The organism is Streptomyces sp. NPDC086777 (assembly GCF_040702065.1).
Classification (GTDB): domain Bacteria; phylum Actinomycetota; class Actinomycetes; order Streptomycetales; family Streptomycetaceae; genus Streptomyces.
This window is the reverse complement of the sequence record NZ_JBFBJI010000017.1, coordinates 45,848-69,251: the sequence shown is the minus strand read 5'-3', so window position 1 is coordinate 69,251 and position 23,404 is coordinate 45,848. Positions and strand designations below refer to the sequence as shown.

Genomic DNA, 23,404 nt, shown 5'->3' with positions numbered 1-23,404 from the left:
ACCCGAGCCGCGGACCGGAGCCGGGCACGGCCGCTCAGCCGGTGGCGAGGATCTCCGCGAGGAGGTCGTCCACCGGGACCTCCTCGCGGCCGGGGGGCACGGCCATGTAGGTGTCGCTCAGGAAGGAGGCCAGTGCCGGTGCCCACGCGAACACCACCGCGTGGTGGCGGCTGCCGCCGGGCAACGGGTCGCCGAGGAAATCCATCCGCACTTCCCTCCAGCGCCCCTGCCGTACCGGACGCAGCCGCACGTCCCCGACCCCGACCGGCTCTCTCAGGCCGTCGTTCAGCATCTCGCGGTCCAGCCGCCACCGGGCGAGTACGCGGCCGTCCAGGGTGAACAGCGCGGTGACGGCGAACGGGTCACCCGGGTCGTACGACAGGTGGGCGAGGACGGGACAGCGGCCCGTCCCGTCCGTGCGGAGCTGTACGACCAGGGTCCTGTGCACGATGGGGTTCACGCGAGTGGCCTCCGAGAACGATCGGCTTGGTGCCCTCTAGTACCCCTCTCACCGGAAAAACGCTCAATCCCGAGCGGAATTGCCCTCCGGGTCCTGCGGGTCCTGCGGTCCCTGCGGGGCCTGTGCGCCCTTCGTGCCGCGCAATGCCGCCAGGCAGGAGCCGATGGCCTGCTGGAGGTCCTCCAGGCGCTGGACCATGTCGTCCTCGTAGAAGTCCTGGGCGTCGTCGAAGGTCAGCTCCTCGAACGCCTTGGTCGCCTTCTGGAGGCTGCTGTAGAACTTGGTGCGCTGCTCCTGGACCCGCAGCTCGGGGTCGGCCTCCACCGCCTCCACGACGAGGTTCTTCATGGTGTCGTAGGCCTCGGTCGCCCACTCGCCGGTGTCCTCGTCCTCGTCGAGTTCGTCGAGGAGCGAGAGATGGCGCTCCGCCTCCTGCCGCAGCTCGGCCGGGGCGTCGACGGTCTGCCCCGCCGGGGTCTTGATCTGGCCGGACTCGGCGATCTGCCGGACGTAGCCGATCCGGTCGGCCGAGCGGCTCTCGGTGGCGACGGCCTTCTTCAGGTCGGCGGTGCGGACCACGTCCCGGGCGAGCACGGTCTGCAGGTCCGGGTCCTCCTTGATGCGGTCCAGCAGCGCCGAGCGGGCGGCGCGGGCGGTGGACGGGTCGGCGAGGATCGCGGCGCGCAGGGCGGTGGGGTTCTCGGCGACCTCAAGGGCCTTGGTGGGCCGGATGCCCTCGGCCTCGGCGGCCTCCGCGATGGCCGTGCCGCGCTCGGAGCCGGCGCTGGTACGAGAGACGTAGTAGTCCAACCAGACGTCCGAGTCGGGGAGTTGCACCTCCTGGCCGGGTGCGAGGGCCTCGAAGTGCGGGACCAGACCGTCGTCGGCGGCCCTGTCCCAGGCCTTGTAGTAGCGCATGACACGCTCCGCGGAGCAGCCGGCCAGTCCGGCGAACTCCTTCGCCGACACCTTCGGCGTCTCCTGCGCGCCCTGTCCTCCCGGCCGCACGCTCCGGGCCACCATCAGCCCGAACGCCCAGCCCCCGGTCCGCACGTACGCGCCGAACTCGCGGGCGTCCCGCGCCACCAGGTCGGAGAGGGGTACCGGGGACGCGCTGGACGTCTCGGACGGGTCGATCGCTAGGGTCACGGAGGACACTCCTGAGGGCTGCCGAACTGCATGGGTACCGACGGGCAGCCTATATCGACCCATTGGCCGGGGTTTGCCGGACCGTCGAAGATCGGCCGAGGGCGTCGCGCAGCGCCGCCGGCATCTCGTGCCGCACGTCCACCGACGGCCGGCCGCCGCCCACCACGTGCTCGTTGAGGTTCTCGCCCGCGCCGAGGCCGAGCCGGAACCGGCCCCCGGACGGCAGTTGCACGGTCGCCGCCTTCCGGGCCACGACCGCCGGGTGGTAGCGGAACGTCGGGCAGGTCACGTACGTCATCAGCGGGATCCGCTCGGTGGCCTGGGCGGCGGCGCCGGGCACGCTCCACACGTACGGCGCGTGGCCCTGCGCACGCAGCCACGGGAAGCAGTGGTCCGAGGCGACCGAGAAGTCGGAACCCGCCTCCTCGGCCTCCGTCAGATGGTCCACGAGATCACGTGGACCGGCCTGCTCGGTCATCATCGTGTATCCGATTCGCACCATGGACGCCGGGTCCCTGGCCGGTCGGCCGGAGAACGGATCAGTTCGCCCGGCCGCGGAACGTCGCCAGGAAGGTCTTCAGGGCGAGCTGATCGGAGGCGTCGTCCCAGGCGGCGGCGGGTGCCGTGACGCGCAGCGAGAAGCTGCGGCCGCCGCCGAGCAGGAAGCCGCGGCCGAAGGTGTGCACCCGGTCGGCGCCCGTGCCGGACAGCCACTCCATGTCCGCGGCCTTGTGGCCCTGGTAGGTGGTCGCCTCGATCTCGCCGATCCGCTGGTAGCCGTCCAGCTTCTCCAGTCCCGGCTCCACGTCGTCCCGCCAGATCGCGACCGGGTCCGGCCCCGCCTGGGTGCTGTAGGTGACTGCCAGCGTGCGCAGGTCGCCGCCGCCCGGGCCGAAGGTGACGCGGTAGGCGACGTCGTCCCGGGCGGTGTCGAGACGCTTCCAGCCCTGCGGGAGAGCCACGGAGAACCCCTCCGGGGCGGTGTAGCGGCGGAAACCGGCCGGCAGGGCACTCGCCGAGGCCGAGGCCGAGGCGGACGGGGAGGCCGAAGCGGTGGCCGACGGGGTGGGGGAGGCGGACGCCGTCCGCGAGGGGGAGGGGCTGGGGGCGTTGCCGTCCGTGCGGTTGGCCGGGCCGCCGGCCGTGGCGGAGGCGCTCGGGGCCGAGCCCGCCGAGGAGGCGCCGGGCAGGCCCTGGGTCGCGGCCAGTACCGCGAACGACACGGTGACCACGGCGAGCGCGGTCCCGCCGATCATGGTGGTCCTGCTCCAGCCCGAGGACCGGGCCGCCACATAGGCGCCGCGCAGCCGGGAGGCGGGCGCGGGCTGCGCGACCGTGTCGGGGTCCTCCTCCAGGACACGTGTCAGTGCCTGACGCACCGCCACCCGGCCGAGCCGCTCCCGTGAGCTCTTCCGCAGCAGCCCCTGCACCACCTGGGTCAGCGGGCCGGCCCGCAGCGGGGTGCGCAACGGCAGCCGGTCCACGCCCTTGAGGGTGGCCTCCGCCTTGCCCCGGTCCCGGAACGGCGGCCGCCCCTCGACCATCGTGTAGAGGATCGCGCCGAGCGCCCACAGGTCGGCAGCGGGGCCGATGCGCTCGTCGCGGGCCTGCTCCGGCGATGCGTACGACGGTGCGGTGACCCGGGGTGACAGGGTCGCGCCGGCCAGTCCGAACCCGGTGACGACCACCGGGCCCCGGTCACGGACGAGGATCTGGCCGGGGCTGAGCTCGCCGTGCGTGTAGCCGTCGGCGTGTGCGGCCTCCAGCACGTCGAGGACCTCCAGACCGATGCGTGCGGCCCGCACGTAGTTGAACGTGGACTGCTGGGCGAGCAGTTCACTGAGCGGCGCACCGTCGATCACCTCCGTCACCGTCCACAGCGCGCCCGCCTCCTCGAAGGCGTCGATCACCATGGCCACCCGGCCCGGCCGCAGCGCGCTCATCACCTCCGAGGAACGCAGGATGCGGGCGGTGGCCCGGCGCACGGTGTCCTCGGTGGGCGCCTCGGGAAGCGCGATCTCGGTCACCAGCCGCGGCCGCTCGGCCTGCACGTCCTCCGCGTACCAGCTGACGCGGTTCGGCTCGCGGTCGGCGACCTCGAGGAGCCGGTACCTTCCGGCGACCAACTCTTGTGCGGAGACATGCGCCTTGACCATCGTCATCCCTCGCTGAAACCCCTGCCTCGTCATTAACCAGAGGTACGCGGGACCGGCCCGGGTTTGTTCAAAGAATCTGCAACTCGGGACCCGTTCTTGCCTTTTATTCAACTGGCCGCATTGGCTGGGCACTTGCGGAAAACAGCGAATGGCCGGGCTTCGACCTGTGGGTAACCGACGGTAGAAGACCGGCTGCGATGCGCTGGTCAGTCCAGTCCGAACCGCTCGGTCCACTCCGAGATCTCCTGGTGTGTCACATTGCCCCCGCACACCACGAGCCCGATCCGCGCTCCGGCGCCGACCCGGTCGAGCACCTGCCGGGCGGCGGGCAGCAGACAGCCGGCGGCCGGCTCGGTCCACACCTTGGCGTGCTCGGCGAACTCCAGGCTGCCCCGCACCGCCTCCCGGTCCGGCACCACCAGCACCTCCTCCACCAGCGCCGCCGCATGCTCGTACGTCAGCCGGGACACGGACGGCGCACTGAGCGTCGTCACGATCGACGACACCGCGACCGGCAGCGGACCGCCCGCCGCGAGCGCCTCGGACATCGCCTGCGCGCCCGCCGTCTCCACACCCCACACCCGCACCCCGGGGCGGCGGGCGCGCAGGGCCGCCGCGACGCCCGCGATCAGCCCGCCGCCGCCGATGCTGACGATCACGTCGGTGAGGTCGCCGTCCGCGTCCTCGGCGAGTTCCAGACCCACCGTGCCCTGCCCGGCGATCACCACCGGGTCGTCGAAGGGGTGGACCAGGGTGAGCCCCTCGTCCCGCAGCCGCGGCACCAGTTCGAAGGCCGAGTCCATGCCGTCGGTGAGCCGCACCGACGCCCCGGCCGCCTCCGCGAGCCGGATCGACCGCGCGGGTGCCGTCCGCGGCATCACCACGGTGGCTTTCACGTCGAGGGCCGCCGCCATCACCGCGAGGGCGATGCCGTGGTTGCCGCCGCTGACCGCCACCACGCCGGCCGCCCGCTCGGCCTCGCTCAGCGAGAGCAGCTTCGCGGCGGCACCGCGCGCCTTGAAGGATCCGGTGCGCTGGAGGAGTTCGAGCTTGGCGGTGACCGGGACGCCGAGCAGCTCCGACAGGCCGGGGCTGGGCACGGTGGGGGTGCGTACGACGTGTCCTTCGACGAGCCGGGCCGCGGCTTCGATGTCCGCGATGCCGATGATGCCGTTCAAGGCGGTTCACCCTTCCGGCGCGGGGCGACGGTCCGCGCCGTTCGCACCCTCACCCGGCCGGGCCGCCCTGGTCAACCCGGACCGGCCGCCGCGGCCGGCCCCTCGGACCAGGGCACCCCGGGATCAGTGCTGCTGGGCCTTCTGCGGGGTCGCCTCGCTCGGCCGGACGACGACGTGGCCCTCGCCCTGGAGCATCAGCTGGACCGCTTCGCCGGAACCGCCGCGCAGCATCGAACCGATGGACTGCGAGCGGTGCAGCGAGGTCTGCAGGTGCGCGGTCCAGCCCACCACCGCGTCCGTGTCGACGTACACCGGGGCCTGCGGCGAGACCGGGATCACCAGCGGGTTGCCGTCGCAGATCAGGCCCAGCTTGCCGTATCCGGAGAACACGCTGTTGAACAGGCCGCCGCCCGCGATGCCGGACCCCTTCACCGTCCTGATCTCGTACGACAGCGTGGCGTCGAAGCAGAGCACGTTGCGGCCGTTCACCGTGAACTGGTCGCCCTGCTCGATCTCCACGACGAAGCAGTTCTGCGCCTCGTGCGCGAACCAGGCCTCGCCCCGGCCCTGCACGGACATCAACGGCAGCCCCTCGCCGGTGACCGCGCGCTTGAGCATTCCGCCCACGCCCTGGCCCTTGCGCTCGAACTTCAGGCCGCCGCGGTGCGCGATCATCGCGCCCTGGCGGGCGTACATCTCGCCGTCGACCGTGTACCGGAGGCACTTCGCGTTCTCGACCGTCATGCCCGGACCGGTCGCCGGCGCCACCATGTGCTGACTTGAAAAGAGATCACCCTTCATGCCGGGCATGGTGTCCCGGACGGACCCGTTCCGCCAAGATCACGGACGGTACCGGTTCAGGCACCGAACAGCTGGGTCCAGTAGGTGCCGGCCCGGCCGCCCCCGGCGAAGCCGATGCCTATGTGTGTGAAGTCCGGTTTGAGGATGTTGGCCCGGTGGCCCGGGCTGTTCATCCAGCCCTCCACCACCTCGGCGGCGGAACGCTGGCCGCAGGCGATGTTCTCGCCGATGGTGCGCCGCCGGGAGCCCGCGGCGGCGGCCCGGTCCCAGGGCTGGGTGCCCTCCGGGGAGGTGTGCGAGTAGAAGTCGCGGGTCGCCATGTCCGTGCTGTACGCCTGCGCGGCCGCTGCCAGCTGCGGATCCGCCGCGAGCGGCCGCAGCCCGGCCCGGGTGCGCTCCCGGTTGGTGAGGTCGGCGACCTCGGCGCGGGTGCGGCTCAGTTCGGCCTGGGTGAGGGGTCTGGCCCACAGCGCGGTCCAGTAGGTGTCCCCGTCCCGCGGGCCGCGGGCGTGGGCGAGGCCCGCGTGGGTGAACGCCGGGTCGAGCAGGGTCCGCCGGGCGTCCTCGGTGCGCAGGCAGTAGTCGACGAACTCGGCCGGGGTGCGGGGGCCGGAGACCAGGTGTTCGCCGACCGTGACATAGGCGAATCCGCTGCGGCTGATGCGCTGGTGGACCGAGACGCCGTCGGGGCCCTCGCCGGCCAGCCGGCCGGCGCCGGCCATCGCCGTGGCGTGGGCGAGGGCGGCCGAGGCCAGCCGGGCGTCCGGGGCCACCGGAGGGCGGCCGGCCCGGGCGCGGGCGGAGTTGACCAGGCCCAGCAGGCCGTCCGGATCGGGGAGCGCGGCCGCGGAGGGGCGTGCCGGCGAGGCGGCCGTGCGCTGGGCCGGGATGGTGGCGCGGGAGCCGGGGGAGGGCTGCCGGTCCTCGACCACCTCGACCCCGAAGTCCCGGGCGATCCCGGCCAGTCCGTCCGCGTACCCCTGGCCGATCGCGCGCAGCTTCCAGCCGGTGCCCCGCCGGTATATCTCGGAGAGCAGCAACAGGGTCTCCGTCTGCGGGCGCGGCGGTGCGAAGCGGGCCACCGTGCGGCCGAGGCGGTCGGTCACGTACAGGGTGGCGGCGGGCAGCCGGCCGAGCGGGGTGCCGGGCTCGGCGGCGGTGACCGTGAGGGTGACGCGCTGCGCGCCGGCCCGCAGCAGGACCGGCTCGACGGTCAGCGTGTCACCGCGCAGCCGGACGCCGGGCGCGTCCGGCTGGTTGTAGAAGACGAAGTCGGCGTCCCCGCCGACCCTGCCGCTCTCGTCGGTGATCAGCGCCGACACGTCGAAGGGGCCGGGCACCCGCAGCGTCAGCGCGCCGCCCGGAAGGGGCAGATTGCCCCCGGGGACCAGCTCGCTCATCGCGCCGCCTCTGTGGTGGGTGCGGGGGCCGAACGTCGCGCCCGGTGGGGGAGTCGCCGGTTGAACGTCCGGTCCGGGCGCGAGGTTCCCCGGCGTGCCTGGGGGCTACTGCTCCCGGGGCACGGCCGGTGCCACGTCCTCGTGCTCCAGCGGCACGGCCGCGCTCCGCGGCGACTTCTGCTTGCCGCAGAACGCCGGTTCCAGCGTGGCCGCCAGCGCGTTGAGCACGTCGGAGCTGTTGGAGGCGTTGGCCAGCGCGGTGACGCTGCGCTTGCCGTCCTTGCTGGTGAAGGCGTACGTGTAGTAGCCCTGTACGGCGCCCGTGTGGCCGTACACCGAGACCCCGCAGGACAGGTCGCGGCGGCGCAGCCCGAGGCCGTAGGAGGTGTTGGAGTTGACGCGGGTGAAGCGCTCCATCTCCGCGAGCCGGGCGGCCGAGGTCAGCCTGCCGCGCACCAGCGCCGAGTAGAACGTGTCGAGGTCGCGTGCGCTGGAGATGATGGCGCCCGCGCTCTGCGCCCAGGAGACCGTCTGGTCCGTGGCGTCGACGGGCGCGGCGCCCGCCCGGTCCGCGCTGAGGTAGCCGTTGGCGTGCTGCCCGGGGATCTTCGTGTCGGGGTGGACGTAGAAGGTGTCGTTCAGCTTCAGGGGCTTGAAGATGCGGTTCTCGTACTCCGTGCGCACGCTGTGCCCGGTGAGCTTCTCGATCAGCATGCCGGCGACCACGAAGTTGGTGTTGGAGTACGAGTAGGCGGCGCCCGGCGCGTTGGTGCGCGCCTTCTTCAGTGACAGGTTCACCAGCTGGCGGTAGGTGAAGACCTTGTCGCGCACGGCCTCGAAGCCGGACACGCTGTCGGCGAACATGTCGTTGGTGTAGTCGTACAGGCCGCTGCGGTGGCTCAGCACGTGCCGCACGGTGATGCGGTCGTCCGGCAGCAGCCCCGGCAGGTAGCGGTTGACCGGGGCGTCCAGGGCGAGCCTGCCCTCGTCCACCAGTTGCAGCAGGACCACCGTCGAGAACGTCTTGGTGACGCTGCCCACCCGGAAGCGGTCGGTGGTGGTGAGGGCCCGTCGGCTCGCGCGGTCGGCGATGCCCTGGGCGGACCGGTAGACCTGGGTGCCGTCGTCGATGCGGGCCATCGCGCCGGGCGCGCCCTTCGCCACCACCGAGCGCAGCACCGCGGCCAGACCCGCCGTGTCGGGCGCCGGGAGCGTGGCGGCCGCCCGGGCCTTCGCCGCCGTCCTCTGGGTTGCCGCCTGGGCCGGGACCGCGAGCAGCGACAGCGTCACCGCCCCCAGCACCGCACTTCTGCACACCACTGACGAGACCATTCGGACCTGTTCCTCTCTGAGCCGTCTTCGATGCGAGATGAGTCACACACGGGTCGGGGAACCCTCTCGCATCCCGTCACATCTCCACAGCCGACGCACAGTTGGTCATTCGCTGATCACCGTGCGGTGCGGGCTCGCCAAGTATTGCCATGAAAAGCAAGAAAAGCGACGAATTGCGCTTTACATGGACATGATTCGTCCGGAAGGGTTGCTGCCCGGGGCCCGACCAGCCCCCTCGGCGCCCAACGGCGCTTTGCCGCAAGGCGGTTGATGACCACGACCGCCTTCGAACGAAGGAACCCTGATCAGTGCGTAGCACGCACATACGCAGCGTGGCGGTCGCCGTCGCGGTGACGACGGCCGCCACGGGCCTGGCCGGTACGGCCTTCGCCGGCCCGGCGACGGGGGAACGACAGCCGGCCGCGACGGCCTCCGCCACGACGGCCGCGCAGGTGGTGGCGGCGGCCCGGACCGCGGCCTTCGCCCATGCCGCGGCGACCGGCGTCGGCGCGGGCGACGAGCTCCGCCCGCAGGACGTGATGATCGACCCCGAGGGGGCACGCCATGTCCGCTTCGTCCGCACCCACCAGGGGATGCCGGTGCTCGGCGGCGACCTCGTCGTCCATCTTTCCCGCCGGTTGGCCTACACCGGTGTCACCCGGGCGGCCGACCACAGCGTCAGGCCCGCCGCCACCGAGGCGAAGCTGACCGCCCGCCAGGCCGAGGAGAAGGCCGCCGCGGCCGCCGACGGCGACGCCGGCCCGGCCCGGCTGGTGGTGGACGCCCGCGACGGCGCCGCCACCCTCGCCTACCAGGTGTCCGTCGACGGCGCGAACGGCTCCAGCACGGTCGTCGTCGACGCCCTCACCGGCAGGGTGCGCAGCAACACGCCGGACAGCGACGAGTTCCTCTCGCCCAGGCTGCTGGACACCCTCCGCCGCCACGGCGAGACCCTCGACCCGGCCACCGGCACCGGCGCCCGGGCCCTGGCCGGCGCGTCCGTCACCGCCGCCACCCGGTACCCGGTGACCGCCCACGGCTCCGGCAGGTCCCTCTTCGTCGGCAAGGTCCCGCTCACCACCACGCAGACAGCCCGCAAGAACTTCCTGCTCAAGGACCCCACCCGCTACGGCACCGAGACCCGGGACGCCAAGGGCAGGGAGACCGAGAGCTTCGGCCAGGGCGCCGAATTCACCAGCACCACCGACAGTTGGGGCAACGGCACCACCAGCAGCCGGGGCAGCGCCGCCGCCGACGCCCAGTACGGCATCACCGAGACCCTGGACTTCTACCGGAAAACCTTCGGCCGCAAGGGCATGGCCAACAACTCCAAGCCCGCCCGCGCCATGGTCCACTGGGGCAAGAAAGTCGGCAACGCCTTCTGGGACTCCACCTGCGGCTGCATGCTGTACGGCGACGGGGACGGCGACGAGATCAAGAAGCCGCTGGTCGTCCTCGACGTCACCGGCCACGAGCTGACCCACGGCGTGGTGGACGCCACCGCCAAGCTGGAGCCGACCTACGTCGACAACGACGGCAACCAGTTCGGCGAGCCGGGCGCGCTCAACGAGTCGCTGGCCGACATTTTCGGCTCCGGCGTGGAGTTCTTCGCGAACAACCCGAAGAACCCGCCGAACTATCTGCTGGGCGAGAAGCTGGGCCTGCGCCAGAAGTTCCTGCGCCGCCTCGACCACCCCTCGCTCGACCGCCTCGAAGGCACCGTCGACTACTGGTCGCCCGAGGTGGCGGACGCCGAGGTGCACGCCGGCTCCGGCGTCTCCTCGCACGCCTTCTACCTGCTCGCCGAGGGCAGCGGCCGCAAGAAGATCGGTGCCACCACCTACGACTCGCCGACCTACGACGGGTCCACGGTCACCGGCATCGGGCGCGCCAAGGCCACGGCGATCTTCTACCGTGCCCTGACCCGGTACATGGTCTCCTCGACCGACTTCCACGACGCGCGTATCGCGACGCTGAAGGCGGCCAAGGACCTCTACGGCGCGAGCGGCGTCGAGTACCGCACCGTCGACCAGGCCTGGGCCGCGGTCGACGTCACCGAGGCCGACACGCCGGGCGCCCGTCACTGACGCGCGCGACACGCCGTCGGGTCCGGGTGCCCTGCCGGGGGGCTGGACACCCGGACCCGCCTCTATCTGGTGGGAGCGAACACGCGCTGCGCCGCGACCGCGGCGCCGCCGCGCGCCCACTCCTCGAAGGGCAGCGGGCGGACCAGGAGATCGCAGTCCACCGCGGCGCCGAACGCGTGGTCCACGAACGCCTGCCGGATGTGGTCCGCGAACAGGTCGTAGGAGGCCACGCCCTCGCCGGAGATGATGATGCGTTCCGGTCCGATGAGGTTGGCGACGCAGGCCAGGGCCAGGCCCACGGCGTGGCCGGCTCGGGCGAAGACCGCGCGGACGGTGGGGTCCCCGGCGTGCGCGAGGCGCACCGCGTCGTCCATGGTCAGCTTCGGGTCCCCGGTGGCCTGCCGGGCCTGCTCGGCGATGGCGTGGGTGGAGGCGACCGCCTCGACACAGCCGGTGTTGCCGCAGGTGCAGATCCGTTCGACGCCGGTCACCGGCAGATGCCCGATCTCGCCCGCCACGCCGTGCGCGCCGGAGACCACCCGGCCGCCGATGGAGAGTCCGGCGCCGATGCCCGCGCCGACCGTGACCAGGGCGAAGATCGACACGCCGACACCGGCACCGAACCACTGCTCGGCCACGGTCAGGGCACGCACGTCGTTCTCTATGACCGTGGGCGTGCCGGTGGCCTCCTCGACCAGCTGGGCCAGCGGCACCCGGCGCCAGTTGAGGAAGGGCGAGTACTGGACGGTCCCCAGCCGGCTGTCCACGTCACCGGAGATGGTGACTCCGATGCCGTGCAGGACGTCCTCGGCCGCCAGGTCCGCCGCCACCCGGAGCCGGTCCACCAGCCGGGCGACGGCCAGCACGACGGTGCCCACGTCCCGCGAGTCCAGCGCGACCCGGTGGGAGGCCAGCGGCCTCGCGGTCAGGTCGGCCAGCACGCCGATGAGTTCCTCCCCGGTGACCTTCACCCCGGCGAACAGCGCGCGTTCGGCCCGCACCTCGACCAGCGTCGCCGGGCGGCCGTTCGTGCGCTCCGTGGCGGGCCGGCCGCCTTCGGTGATCCAGGCGTCGGCCATCAGCGAGGCGGCCGCCTTGGTGACGGCGCCCGGCGTCAGTCCGGTCCGCCGCCCGAGCTCGGCGCGACTCAGCGGACCGTGCTGGAGCAGGGTCTGGAAGACGAGTGCGGCCGCGGGTGGCTGGTCGGCGAGGGTCATGGGACGACATTACCTTTCCTTAGGAAAGTAATTCAAGAGCCAAACATCCGCTCTCTGGGCTGGAAACCCGCAGGTCATGTGTGGGTGGCTGGCGGAAACCCCTAGGTCGTTTCTCCAAAGGTCGGAGTTCTCCGGCCCGCCGACTATGTTGACGTTGGAAGGAAACTGCGCCTACATTCGCCGCACTCCTCGTCGGGGCGGACGGGACGGTCAGGCACCGGTGAGGAGCGTGGCCCCCACCCACGTGCCCGTTGGTCCCAGCGAACCCTCCGGTGAAGTCCCGGGACGACCGCACCGAGAGGCTCCCCGCACCACCACACCTCAGGCGGAAGCCCGCCTGCAGCCGCGCCCAGACGGAGTACATCCATGGCTCGTCCAGCTCTGCCCACACGTCTGAGAACCCTCACCTGCCTCTCCGCGCTCCTGGCGGCACTCGTCGTGCCCGCCTCGGCCCGGGCCGCGACCACCGCCGACGCCCCGGGGGCCCCGGCGACCGGCGCCGCGGCCTCGCCCGTCGTGGCCGCCAAGCCGTACATGGGCTACAGCACCTGGAGCGTCGAATCCACCAACTTCGGCGGCTACGGCGGTGACTGGCTCACCGAGTCGCACGTCCTCCAGCAGGCCGGCGTGCTCTCCTCGAAGCTGAAGTCCCACGGCTACGACCACGTCAACGTCGACGCCGGCTGGAACGACCCCAAGGGCGACGCCTACGCCCGGCCGACCCCGAACCTGACCAAGTTCCCGCACGGCATGAAGTACCTCGGCAACCAACTCCACGCCAAGGGACTGAAGTTCGGCCTCTACCTGGCGGTCGGCCTCTACCAGCAGGCGTACAACGACGGCAAGACGCCCATCTACAACGCCCCCGGCTGCACCACCAAGGACATCGTCTACCCGGACCTGCGCAAGACCAGCGGCTGGGACGACGTCTCCTACCAGCTGAACTTCGCCAGCCCCTGCACCACCAAGTACATCCAGTCCGAGGCCGACCAACTGGCGTCCTGGGGCGTGGACTTCCTCAAGATCGACGGAGTCGGCCCGGGCTCCAACCAGGGCGACGACGCGCACAACAACGTCCCCGACATCCAGGCGTGGCACACCGCGCTGAAGAACACCGGCCGCCCCATCGAGTTCGTGCTGTCCTGGTCGCTCAGCCACAACAAGGCCGACGTCTGGAAGGCCAACTCCAACGGCTGGCGCGTCGACACGGACGTCGAGTGCTACTGCGACACGCTGGTCACGTGGAACAACTCCGTCAAGGCGCGCTGGAACGACGTCGTGCCGTGGATCGACGACGCGGGCCCCGGCCACTGGAACAACCTCGACTCGCTCGACGTCGGCTCCGACGTCATGGACGGCATCAACCTCACCGAGCGCCAGAGCTACATGACGCTGTGGGCCATCGAGTCGGCGCCGCTGTACATCGGTGACGACCTCACCAAGCTCGACAAGTACGGCCTGAAGCTGCTCACCAACGACGAGGTCATCGCCGTCGACCAGGCCGGCAACCCCGCCAGGCCGGTCAGCCAGAAGACCCCCCAGCAGGTCTGGTACGCCCGCAACGCCGACGGCAGCTACACCGTCGCCCTGTTCAACCTGGGCAAGGGCTACTCCGACGTGACCGCCGACTTCAGCGACCTCGGCATCACCGGCAAGGCCAAGGTCCGCGACCTGTGGAGCCACAAGAACCTCGGCTCGGCCGGCGGCAGGTTCACCGCCGACCTCGCCCCGCACGGCTCGCGCCTGCTGCGCATCACGCCCGCCGCCACCGGCACCCACCCCGGCGTCCCGCTGAACGTGCACGGCACCGCGTCCACCGCCGACAGCGTCTCGCTCGCCTGGAGCAAGGTGAACACCGGTACGAAGACCACCGGTTACGACGTCTACGCGAACGGCACGAAGGCGGCCACCGTCACCGGCACCGCCGCCACCGTCAGCGGCCTGAAGGCCGGCACCGGCTACTCCTTCACCGTGGTCGCCCACGACGCCAAGGGCCGCAGGTCCCCGGCGAGCAAGGCGGTCCCCGTCACCACCCCGGCGGCCGGCGGGCCCGTCGGCTACGAGGCCGAGGCCACCGCGAACACCCTCACCGGCAACGCCTCCGTCAACGACTGCTCCGAGTGCTCGGGCGGCAAGAAGGTCGGCAACCTCGGCGGCACCGGAACCGTGGCGATCAACCACGTCACCGCGCCCCGCGACGGCACCTACCTGATGCGGCTCGACTACACCGACGGCTCCACCGGCCGCACGATGATCGTCAGCACCGGTGGCACCTCCTTCCAGCAGTTCCTGCCCGGCAGCAACGACAACAACTGGGGCCGGCCGGCGTCGATCACCGTGCCCGTCCAGCTGAAGGCCGGCGACAACACGATCACCTTCGGCAACGCCTCGGACTACGCCTCCGACGTGGACCGGATCGTCCTCTGACGCTCCGCCCGACGCCGACGCCGACCCTGCCCCCGATCGACGTTCCATCTGCCTGACATCCGAGGAGAGTGCCGTGGTGGTCACATCACAGGGCAAGCCCGAGCGGCCGGCCATACCGCCGTCAGCCGCGGTGACCACCACGGCCACCGCCTCCGGCCCGGCCCCGCACACCCCGAAGACCCGTACGCCCCGCAGGCCGGGCCGCTCCACACCGACCAGGTCCGCGGCGGCCCGCCGCCGCGACCTGCCGGTCGCGCTCCTGCTGATCATTCCCTCCGTCGTGGGGTTCGCGGTCTTCTACGCCTATCCGACCCTGCGTGGCATCTACCTCAGCTTCACCGACTTCCACGTCCTGACCCCGCCGAACTGGGTGGGACTGGCCAACTTCCACGAGATGTTCGGCGACGACGTCTTCTGGCACTCCCTGCTCGTCACCGTCTACTTCGTGATCCTGGCCGTCGTCTTCGGCACCCTGGCCTCGCTGGTGACGGCCGTGGTGCTGCACCGGGTGACCAGGTCGTCGGCGCTGCGCGGCGTCATCCTGCTGCCGTTCCTGATCTCCAACGTCATCGCCGCCCTGGTCTGGCAGTGGATGCTCGACCCGTCCCTCGGCGTCATCAGCCTCGTCCTCCAGCACCTGACGGGCCACTCCATCCTCTTCTTCGGCAGCAGCGGCTGGGCCATCCCGTCCCTCGCCGCGATCAGCATCTGGAAGTGGATGGGCTACTACGCCCTGCTGATCTTCGCCGGACTGCAGACCATCCCGGCCACCATCTACGAGGCCGGCCGTGTCGACGGCGCCGGCGAAGTGCAGATGTTCCGCCGGCTGACCGTGCCGCTGCTGCGGCCCATCCTGGTCATGGTCGTCGTCCTCACGGTGATCAACTCCTTCCAGGTGTTCGACATCGTGCAGGTCACCACCCAGGGCGGCCCGGCCAACGCCTCGAACGTCCTGCAGATGTACATCTACAGCAAGGCGTTCCGGCAGTTCGACTTCGGCTACGCCGCGACCCTCTCGCTGGCCCTGTTCGCCCTGCTCGTCACGGTCACCTTCACCCAGCTGCGGCTCGCCCGCGCGAGCGAATCCGACCTGAGCTGAAGGAGCCCGACATGGCAGTCACCCTCGCCCCCGGCCGGACGGCCACCGCACGGCCCCGGCCCCCGAAAAACCCGCGGCGCCTGTCGCCCGGCCGGATCGTCGCCTGGACCTACCTCGGCGTCGTCGTCCTCATCACGCTCTTCCCGTTCTACTGGATCCTGCGCACCGCGCTGTCCAACAACTACGAACTGGCGACGCACCCCTCCTCGCCGCTGCCGGTCGGCTTCACCTGGGGTGCCTTCGAACGCGTCCTCGGCATCGCCTCCACCGCCGAGGCACAGGCCCAGGGCGGCTCCGGTGCCGCCATCGACATCGCGCTCTACCTGCGCAACTCGCTGATCTACGCGTCCGTGCAGACGGTGCTGATCGTGCTGTTCTCCGCGGCCGGCGCCTACGCGTTCTCCCGGCTGCACTGGCGCGGGCGCAACCTGGTCTTCAACATCCTCATCACCGCGCTGATGGTGCCCGGCGTGTTCACGCTGCTGCCCAACTTCGTTTTCGTCAAAGACCTCGGACTGACCAACACCTTCGCCGGACTGATTCTGCCCGGAGCGCTCTTCCAGGCGTTCACGCTGTTCTTCCTGCGGCAGTTCATGCTGGGCCTGAGCACCGAGGTCGAGGAGGCCGCCATCCTCGACGGCGCGGGACCGCTGCGGATCTTCTTCAAGATCATCCTGCCGATGTCGTCGGCGCCCATCGCGACCGTCTCGCTGCTGATGTTCGTCAACGCCTGGAACGACTACTTCTGGCCGCTGCTGATCACCAACAGCCAGGACGTGCAGCCCCTGACCCTCGCGCTCGGCGTCTTCAAGCAGTCCTCGCCGCAGGCCGCCCCCGACTGGGCGGGCCTGATGGCCGCCGCCCTGGTCGCGGCGCTGCCGATGCTGCTGCTGTTCGTCGCCTTCGGCAAGCGCATCGTCAACTCCATCGGCTTCTCCGGCCTCAAGTGACCGCCCGCACACCTCGATTGGACGACATCGTCATGCACTCCAGCGACCTGGTGCTGAGCTGGCCCGCGCCCGCGGCCGACTGGACCGAGGCCGCTCCCGTCGGCAACGGCAGGATCGGCGCGATGGTCTTCGGCGGCGCCGCCCGGTCCCGGATCCAGATCAACGACTCCACCGTGTGGTCCGGCACCCCAGGCGGACCGGCCGCCGCCCTCGCCGCGCTCCGCGCCCAGGGGGCCGGCCCGGAGCGGCTCGAAGAGGTCCGCGCCGCGCTCCGCGCCGGGGACCAGGACACGGCCGAGTCCCTGCTCATGACCTTCGAGGGGCCCTACACCCAGGAGTACCTCCCCTACGCCGACCTGTACCTGACGGTGCCGGGCGGCGAGCGGGCCACGTACCACGGCAGGACGCTCGACCTGGACACCGCGGTGGCCGAGGACGGCTTCGACCTCGACGGCACCACCGTCCGGCGCCGGGTCTGGGCCGACGCCGTCACCGGCGCCCTGTGCACGACACTGGACGCGGCCGGCGGCACCGTGGACCTGTCCGTCGAGCTGTCCACCCCGCTGCGCGAGGTGCTGCGCACGGTCGCCGTCGACGGCATCACGCTCGGCATCGAGATACCCGTGGACGGCGCCCCCGCCCACGAGCCCGAGGTCGCCGAGCCGCTCTCCTACGCGGACGGTCCCGTCGACGGCTACGACCCCTTCGGCGCCCTCGCGCTCACCCTGCGCACCGACGGCACCACGGCCCGGGACGACGAGGGCGGCCTGCTCGTCACCGGCGCCACCCACGTCCTGCTCACCCTCGCCGGCTCCACCGCCGCCGACCGGCACTGGCGCGGGACCGCGGCCGTCGACCGCGCCACCCACCTGGCCGGGGCCGCAGCCGCAGCCGCCCGGGCCGCCGCCCAGGGCGCCGACCGCCTCCTCACGGACCACGAGGCCGACGTACGCGGCCTGCTCGGATCGACCAGCCTGCGCATCGGGCCGCGCCGCTCCGGCACCTACGACGTCGCCCGCGACATCCTCGACGGCGGCGACGAACTCCTCACCGCCACCGTGCTGTTCCAGCTCGGCCGGCACCTGCTGGCCGCCGCCTCCCGTCCGGACACCGGCCCGCCGGCCAACCTCCAGGGCATCTGGAACGCCGACCTGCGCCCCGCCTGGTCCTCCAACTACACGATCAACATCAACACCCAGATGAACTACTGGGGCGCCGAGGCGGTCGGCCTCAGCGCCTGCCACGAGCCCCTGTTCGACCTGCTCGACCGGATGGCCGCCCAGGGCACGCAGGTGGCACGGCAGCTGTACGGCGCGCGGGGCTGGGTCGCACACCACAACACCGACCCGTGGGGGTGGGCGCTGCCGGTCGGCATGGGACACGGCAATCCCTCCTGGGCGCTGTGGATGATGGGCGGCGCCTGGCTGTCCCAGCACCTGTGGGACCACTACGACTTCACCCGCGACCCGGACTTCCTGCGCGAGCGGGCCTGGCCGCTGCTCAGCGGATGCGCCGAGTTCCTCCTCGACTGGCTCGTCGACGACGGCACCGGCCACCTGGACACCCTGCCGTCCACCTCCCCGGAGAACCTCTTCCTGGCCGACGGCACCCCGAGGTCCCTGACCCGGTCCGCCGCCATGGACCTGGCGCTGATCCGGGCCACCTTCCAGCGGACCGTCGAGGCGGCGGGGCTGCTGGACCTGGACACCCCGCTGACCGGCGAGATACGCGCCGCGCTGCCCCGGCTGCGTCCGCTGCCGGTCTCGGCCGAGGGCCGGCTCCAGGAGTGGGCCGAGGACCACACCGAGGCCGACCCGCACCACCGTCACCTCTCGCACCTGATCGCCGTCCACCCGCTCGGCCTCGTCGACCCCGACACCTCCCCCGAACTCGCCGCCGCGGCCCGCAGGTCGATGGACCGCCGCGGATCCGGCGCGATGGGCTGGTCGTGGTCCTGGAAGATCGCCCTGCGCGCCTGGCTGCGCGACGCCGCGACCGCCCGCTCGCTGTTCCTCGAAGCCGCCCGCCCGCTCGACGGCGACGTCACGGTGGACGCCCCCGTGGACGGCTCCCGCTGGGGCGGCCTGCTGCCCAACCTCTTCTCCACCCACCCGCCGTTCCAGATCGACGGCAACTACGGACTCATGGCCGCCATCGCCGAGATGGTGCTGCAGAGCCACACCGGCACCCTCCACCTGCTGCCCGCCCTGCCCGCGCAGTGGGCCGACGGCGAGGCCCGGGACCTGCGCTGCCGCGGCGGCCTCGCCGTCGACTTCGCCTGGAGCGGGGGCCGGCTGACCGGCGCCACCGTGCGCAGGCTCACCGGCGACGCGACCGGGACCGTACGGATCCGGCACCGGGACGACGCCACCGAACTACTGCTCCCGGCCGGTCACCAGGTCGCGCTGGACGCCCGGCTGCGCCCCCGAGGGGAGCCGGTACCGTGCTGAGCGAACAGGACGTCCCCGACCTCTTCGGCTACCGCAGCGCCTACCGGGAACCCGAGGACTTCGACACCTTCTGGAAGGACACCCTCGCCGGGACCCGCGCCGAGCGGGAGCCCGTCCTGGAACTCACCGGGGTCCCCACCGGCCTGGAGACGGTCGACGTCTTCGACGCCGTCCTGCCCGGCTTCGGCGGCCACCCCGTGCACGCCTGGCTCCGGATGCCCCGCCGCCGCCGCGGACCGCTGCCCGCGGTCGTCCAGTTCCACGGCTACGGCAGCGGGCGCGGCAACCCCCTGGACGACCTGCTGTGGGCGTCCGCCGGGTACGCCCACCTGCTGGTCGACGCCCGCGGCCAGGGCGGCGCCTGGGCCGGCGGGGGAGCCACCCCCGACCCGGTCGGCAGCGGCCCCGCCCACCCCGGCTTCCTCACCCGCGGCATCGAGGACAAGGACACCTACGTCTACCGCCGGGTGTTCACCGACGCCGTCCGCGCCGTCGACGCCCTGCGCGCCCGCACCGACCTCGTCGACCCGGACCGGGTCGCCCTCCTCGGCCCCAGCCAGGGCGGCGGCATCGCCCTCGCGGTGGCCGGACTCGTGCCCGGACTCGCCGCCGCCCACTTCCAGGCGCCGTTCCTCTGCGACATCCGGCAGGCCACCCGGCTCACCTCAGCCGAGCCCTACGCCGAGATCATCGGCTACCTGGCCGCCCGCCGGGACCGGGTGGAGCAGACCTTCGCCACCCTCGGCTACTTCGACGGCCTCGCCTTCGCCCGCCGCGCGAGCGCCCCGGCCTGGTTCTCCGCCGGACTGCGCGACGAGGTGTGCCCGCCGGTCACCGCCGTCGCCGCCTACCACGCCTACGCCGGCCCCAAGGAGCTGCGGCTGTGGGAGTTCAACGGCCACGACGCCGGCGGACCCGACGACCTGGCCGTCGCCCTCGGCGCGTTCGGCGCGCTCCTCAAGACGTCGTCCCACCCCGCGGTGCTGCCGTCCCCAGCACCCACCGCGTCCTCCCGAAAGAAGGAACGATGAGAAGAAACACCAGAGTTCGCAAGACGGTCGCGCTGGGCGCCACGCTCACCCTGGCCGCCGTGCTCTCCGCATGCTCGGGCGGCTCGTCGTCCGCCGGCGGTTCCAAGACCGTCAACTGGTGGACCTGGGACGACAAGCAGGCCGCCGCGTACAAGGTGTGCGCCACGGACTTCGAGAAGGCCAACCCGGGCACCACGGTGAAGATCACGCAGTACAACGTCAACGACTACTTCACCAAGCTGACCGCCGGGTTCGTGGCCGGCACCGCGCCCGACGCCTTCCAGAACAGCGTCCAGTTCTTCCAGGCGTACGCCTCCCAGCACCAGTTGCTCGCGATGGACGACCACATCGCCAAGGACAAGTTCGACCTGTCCCGGTTCTCGGTCGGCGTGGACGCGTGGAAGTACACCGACGGCAAGCAGTACGCGCTGCCGCTGGACTGGGCGGCGTCCGGCGTCTACTTCAACGAGGACGCCGTCAAGAAGGCCGGGTACACCGACCAGGACGTCAGGTCGCTGAACTGGAACCCCGACGACGGCGGCACACTGGGCAAGATGATCGCCCACCTGACCGTCGACACCAAGGGACACCGCGGCGACGAGAAGGGCTTCGACAAGTCCCACATCAGGACCTACGGCTACGGCGAGGTCGCGTCGAAGGACTTCATCGGCCAGTTCACCTGGAACCCGCTGGTCAGCACCACGGGCTGGCGGCTGGGCGACAAGACCACCTGGCCGACGGTGTTCAACTACGCCGACCCGCGGTTCGTGAAGACGATGGACTGGATCCGCTCCCTGACCGACAAGGGTTACGCGCCCAGGATCGGGCAGTTCAGCGACAGCGTCAGCGACGTCGACCTGCTCTCCTCCGGCAAGGTCGCCATGGAGACCGGCGGTTCGTGGGAGGCCTCGACCTTCGTGAAGATCCCCGGCGTCAAGGTCGGCATCGCGCCCACGCCCTACGGCCCCGACGGCAAGACCCGGTCCGTGCTCAGCAACTCCAACGGCAACAACATCTGGGCCGGCACCAAGAACCCCGACCTGGCCTGGAAGTGGGTCTCGTACATGGGAAGCGAGGCCTGCCAGTCCAAGGCCTCCCTGACCGGCACCTTCTTCCCGTCGATCCCGGCGTCCATGGACGCCTCGGCCAAGGCGCTGGCGAAGACAGGCGTGGACCTGTCCGTCTTCACGGACATGATCAAGGACAAGGTCCTCTACCCGTCCCCGGTCTACGGCAACGGCGCGGCCCTCCAGGACGCGCTCCAGCCGCTGTTCCAGGCCTACTTCGCCGGCCAGAAGAACGACTCCGTCTTCACGGACATGCAGAACCAGAGCAAGCAACTGCTCGCCAAGAAGTGACCCAGCCCCCGCCCAGCCACCGTCCGGCCGCCGGACGGGCCCCTCTGCACCGGGCCCGTCCGGCGGGGCCGGGCGACCCGAAAGGACTCTGCATGTCGGACAGCACGGCGCGGATCCACATCCTGCGCGCGGCGGGCACCGCCCTCGTCGTGGAGCTCACGGAACCGGTGCCCAGGGTCCTGCACTGGGGGGCCGACCTCGGCGACCTGTCGCAGGACGCCCTGGCCGCGCTCGCCCTGACCGGTGAACCCGCCGTGCTCAACAACTCCATCGACATCCCCCGCCGGTTCACCGTCTGGCCCACCGAGGCCGACGGCTGGTCCGGCACCCCGGCCCACGAGGGCCATCTCGCCGGCGCCTTCACCGCGCCCCGGCTGACCCTGGCCGGCAGCTCCCACCACCCGGGCCCGGCGGGCGGCGAACTGGCTCTGCACCTCACCGACCCCGGCGCCGGACTCGACGCCACCGTCACCTACCGGCTGGAGCCCTCGGGCGTGCTCGGGGTGCGCACCACCCTCACCCGCCGTCCGGACGCCGACCCGGAGCCGTACGACCTGGCGCAGGTCACGGCCCTGCTGCCGCTGCCCCGGCGGGCCGCGGAGATCCTCGACTTCACCGGCAAGTGGAGCCGGGAGCGCTCCCCCCAGCGGCGGCCGCTGGGCTTCGGCACGCACAGCAGGGAGGTCCGGCGCGGCAAACCCGGCCTGGACTCGCCCTACCTCCTGACGGTCGGCGTGCCCGGGTTCGGCTTCGGCGCCGGGGAGGTCTGGGCCGTCCACGTGGCCTGGAGCGGCGACCAGCGGTACCTGGCCGAGCAGCTGCCGGAGGGCGCGGGCACCCACGCCGGGGTGCTCGGCGGCGGCGAACTCCTGCGGGCGGGGGAGATCCGGCTCGCCCCCGGCGACACGTACACCGCCCCGGTCTGTCACTTCGCCTGGTCCGGCCAGGGGCTGGACGGACTCGCCGACCGCTTCCACACCCTGCTGCGGGCCCGCCCCGCCCATCCGCGCGCGCCCCGCCCGGTGATCCTCAACAGCTGGGAGGCGGTGTACTTCGACCACGACCTGGACCGGCTGCTGCGGCTGGCCGACAAGGCCGCCGAGGTCGGCGTCGAACGGTTCGTGCTGGACGACGGCTGGTTCCGGGGCCGCCGTTCCGACGACGCCGGGCTCGGCGACTGGACGGTCGACCCCGTGGTGTGGCCCGAGGGGCTGACCCCGCTGGCGGACCATGTGCGCTCGCTCGGCATGGAGTTCGGGCTGTGGGTGGAGCCGGAGATGGTCAACCTCGACTCCGACCTGGCCCGCGAGCACCCCGGGTGGGTGCTCGGCCCGGCCCGCGGGGTCGGCCCGTCCGCCCGTCACCAGCACGTACTGGACCTGTCCGACCCCGACGCCTGGCAGTACCTGCTCGACTCGCTGGACGCCCTGGTGGAGAAGTACGACATCGCCTACCTCAAGTGGGACCACAACCGCGAACTCCACGAGAGCGTGCACGGCACCGCCGAGCGTCCCGTGGCCCACGCCCAGGTGACGGCCCTCTACCGGCTGGTCGACGCCCTCCGGGAGCGGCACCCCGCGCTGGAGATCGAGAGCTGCGCCGCCGGTGGCGGCCGGATCGACCTCGGCATTCTGGAGCGGACCGACCGGGTCTGGGCCTCGGACTGCAACGACCCCGTGGAACGCCAGGCCATCCAGCGCTGGACCGGGCAGCTGCTGCCCCCCGAACTCGTCGGCACCCACGTCGGCCCGCGCACCAGCCACACCACCGGACGGGTCGGCTCCGACCCGCTGCGGCTGGCCACCGCGCTGTTCGGGCACGCCGGCATCGAACAGGACCTGACCCGCTGCGCACCGGAGGAACTCGCCCGCCTCACCGCCTGGACCGCGCTCCACCGTGAGCTGCGCCCGCTGCTGCACGGCGGCCGCACGGTCCGCGCCGACCTCACCGACGACTCGACGCTGCTGCACGGTGTCGTGGCGCACGACGGTTCGGCCGCCCTCTACTGCTGGGCGCGGCTCGCCACCTCACCCGAGGGCCAGTACGGGCGGGTGCCGCTGCCCGGCCTCGCACCGGGGGAGACCTACCGGGTGCGGGTGCGCACCGAGCTGGGCCTGCCGTCCTTCCACGAGGTGGCGGGGGCCGCCTGGCTGGCCGCGGCCCTCGACGACCGGCTGACCCTGCCCGGTTCCGTCCTCACCCTCGCGGGGCTGCCGCTGCCGAACCTCAACCCCGGGCAGGCCCTGCTGCTCGACCTCGCCCGGGTCACGCCCGCGTGATCCGGTGGCAACGGCCGTGCCCCGCCCCGT

At 72.0% G+C, this 23,404-nt stretch carries 16 protein-coding genes and 1 pseudogene; 8 read left to right on the top strand and 9 right to left on the bottom strand.

Going from position 1 to position 23,404, the window contains the following annotated elements:
• Nucleotides 1-34: 34 nt before the first annotated feature.
• From AB0472_RS24020 to AB0472_RS23985, 8 genes and pseudogenes are all read right to left on the bottom strand, one after another.
• Nucleotides 35-460: an SsgA family sporulation/cell division regulator gene (locus AB0472_RS24020; protein WP_366358777.1), complete on the bottom strand. Its 426-nt coding sequence runs from the start codon at nucleotides 458-460 to the stop codon at nucleotides 35-37.
• Between the two features lie 63 nt (nucleotides 461-523).
• Nucleotides 524-1,609: a hypothetical protein gene (locus tag AB0472_RS24015; RefSeq protein ID WP_366358776.1), complete on the bottom strand. Its 1,086-nt coding sequence runs from the start codon at nucleotides 1,607-1,609 to the stop codon at nucleotides 524-526.
• A gap of 121 nt (nucleotides 1,610-1,730) precedes the next feature.
• Nucleotides 1,731-2,111: pseudogene (locus AB0472_RS24010) on the bottom strand (TIGR03557 family F420-dependent LLM class oxidoreductase); the annotation flags it as partial.
• 37 nt (nucleotides 2,112-2,148) lie between these two features.
• Complete coding sequence (locus AB0472_RS24005; RefSeq protein WP_366358774.1) at nucleotides 2,149-3,771, bottom strand: serine/threonine-protein kinase; 1,623 nt, start codon at nucleotides 3,769-3,771, stop codon at nucleotides 2,149-2,151.
• A 200-nt stretch (nucleotides 3,772-3,971) separates the two neighbouring features.
• The gene (locus AB0472_RS24000) at nucleotides 3,972-4,934 is read right to left on the bottom strand and encodes a threonine/serine dehydratase (RefSeq protein WP_366358975.1); all 963 of its coding nucleotides are present in this window, start codon (nucleotides 4,932-4,934) and stop codon (nucleotides 3,972-3,974) included.
• Between the two features lie 132 nt (nucleotides 4,935-5,066).
• Entirely contained in the window at nucleotides 5,067-5,744 is a 678-nt protein-coding gene (locus tag AB0472_RS23995; protein WP_366358772.1) for an AIM24 family protein, read from the bottom strand.
• Between the two features lie 56 nt (nucleotides 5,745-5,800).
• Complete coding sequence (locus AB0472_RS23990) at nucleotides 5,801-7,144, bottom strand: CAP domain-containing protein (protein WP_366358770.1); 1,344 nt, start codon at nucleotides 7,142-7,144, stop codon at nucleotides 5,801-5,803.
• Nucleotides 7,145-7,249: 105 nt separating this feature from the next.
• Nucleotides 7,250-8,476, bottom strand: a complete 1,227-nt coding sequence (locus tag AB0472_RS23985; RefSeq protein WP_366358768.1) for a serine hydrolase domain-containing protein — start codon at nucleotides 8,474-8,476, stop codon at nucleotides 7,250-7,252.
• Between the two features lie 308 nt (nucleotides 8,477-8,784).
• Between AB0472_RS23985 and AB0472_RS23980 the strand changes: the two genes are divergently transcribed.
• Nucleotides 8,785-10,563, top strand: coding sequence for a M4 family metallopeptidase (locus AB0472_RS23980; protein ID WP_366358766.1), 1,779 nt, complete (start codon nucleotides 8,785-8,787; stop codon nucleotides 10,561-10,563).
• A gap of 62 nt (nucleotides 10,564-10,625) precedes the next feature.
• Here AB0472_RS23980 and AB0472_RS23975 read toward each other — a convergent pair whose 3' ends face one another.
• Nucleotides 10,626-11,780: an ROK family transcriptional regulator gene (locus AB0472_RS23975; RefSeq protein ID WP_366358764.1), complete on the bottom strand. Its 1,155-nt coding sequence runs from the start codon at nucleotides 11,778-11,780 to the stop codon at nucleotides 10,626-10,628.
• Between the two features lie 366 nt (nucleotides 11,781-12,146).
• Here AB0472_RS23975 and AB0472_RS23970 point away from each other — a divergent pair, with 366 nt between their 5' ends.
• From AB0472_RS23970 to AB0472_RS23940, 7 genes are all read left to right on the top strand, one after another.
• Nucleotides 12,147-14,207, top strand: coding sequence for a fibronectin type III domain-containing protein (locus tag AB0472_RS23970; protein ID WP_366358762.1), 2,061 nt, complete (start codon nucleotides 12,147-12,149; stop codon nucleotides 14,205-14,207).
• Nucleotides 14,208-14,280: 73 nt separating this feature from the next.
• Nucleotides 14,281-15,306, top strand: coding sequence for a sugar ABC transporter permease (locus AB0472_RS23965; protein WP_366358760.1), 1,026 nt, complete (start codon nucleotides 14,281-14,283; stop codon nucleotides 15,304-15,306).
• An 11-nt stretch (nucleotides 15,307-15,317) separates the two neighbouring features.
• Nucleotides 15,318-16,256 (top strand): carbohydrate ABC transporter permease, encoded by a 939-nt coding sequence (locus tag AB0472_RS23960; protein ID WP_366358758.1) that lies wholly within the window; start codon nucleotides 15,318-15,320, stop codon nucleotides 16,254-16,256.
• A gap of 32 nt (nucleotides 16,257-16,288) precedes the next feature.
• Nucleotides 16,289-18,706: a glycoside hydrolase N-terminal domain-containing protein gene (locus AB0472_RS23955; RefSeq protein ID WP_366358756.1), complete on the top strand. Its 2,418-nt coding sequence runs from the start codon at nucleotides 16,289-16,291 to the stop codon at nucleotides 18,704-18,706.
• Nucleotides 18,700-19,737 carry an acetylxylan esterase gene (locus AB0472_RS23950; protein WP_366358754.1) on the top strand — a complete coding sequence of 346 codons (1,038 nt, stop codon included), beginning with the start codon at nucleotides 18,700-18,702 and terminating at the stop codon, nucleotides 19,735-19,737. The genes AB0472_RS23955 and AB0472_RS23950 overlap by 7 nt, the downstream gene beginning before the upstream one ends.
• The gene (locus tag AB0472_RS23945) at nucleotides 19,734-21,095 is read left to right on the top strand and encodes a sugar ABC transporter substrate-binding protein (RefSeq protein WP_366358752.1); all 1,362 of its coding nucleotides are present in this window, start codon (nucleotides 19,734-19,736) and stop codon (nucleotides 21,093-21,095) included. Before AB0472_RS23950 ends, AB0472_RS23945 begins: the two co-directional genes overlap by 4 nt.
• A gap of 92 nt (nucleotides 21,096-21,187) precedes the next feature.
• A complete protein-coding gene (locus tag AB0472_RS23940; protein WP_366358750.1) occupies nucleotides 21,188-23,374 on the top strand; it encodes an alpha-galactosidase in 2,187 nt (728 codons plus the stop codon).
• Nucleotides 23,375-23,404 lie beyond the last annotated feature (30 nt).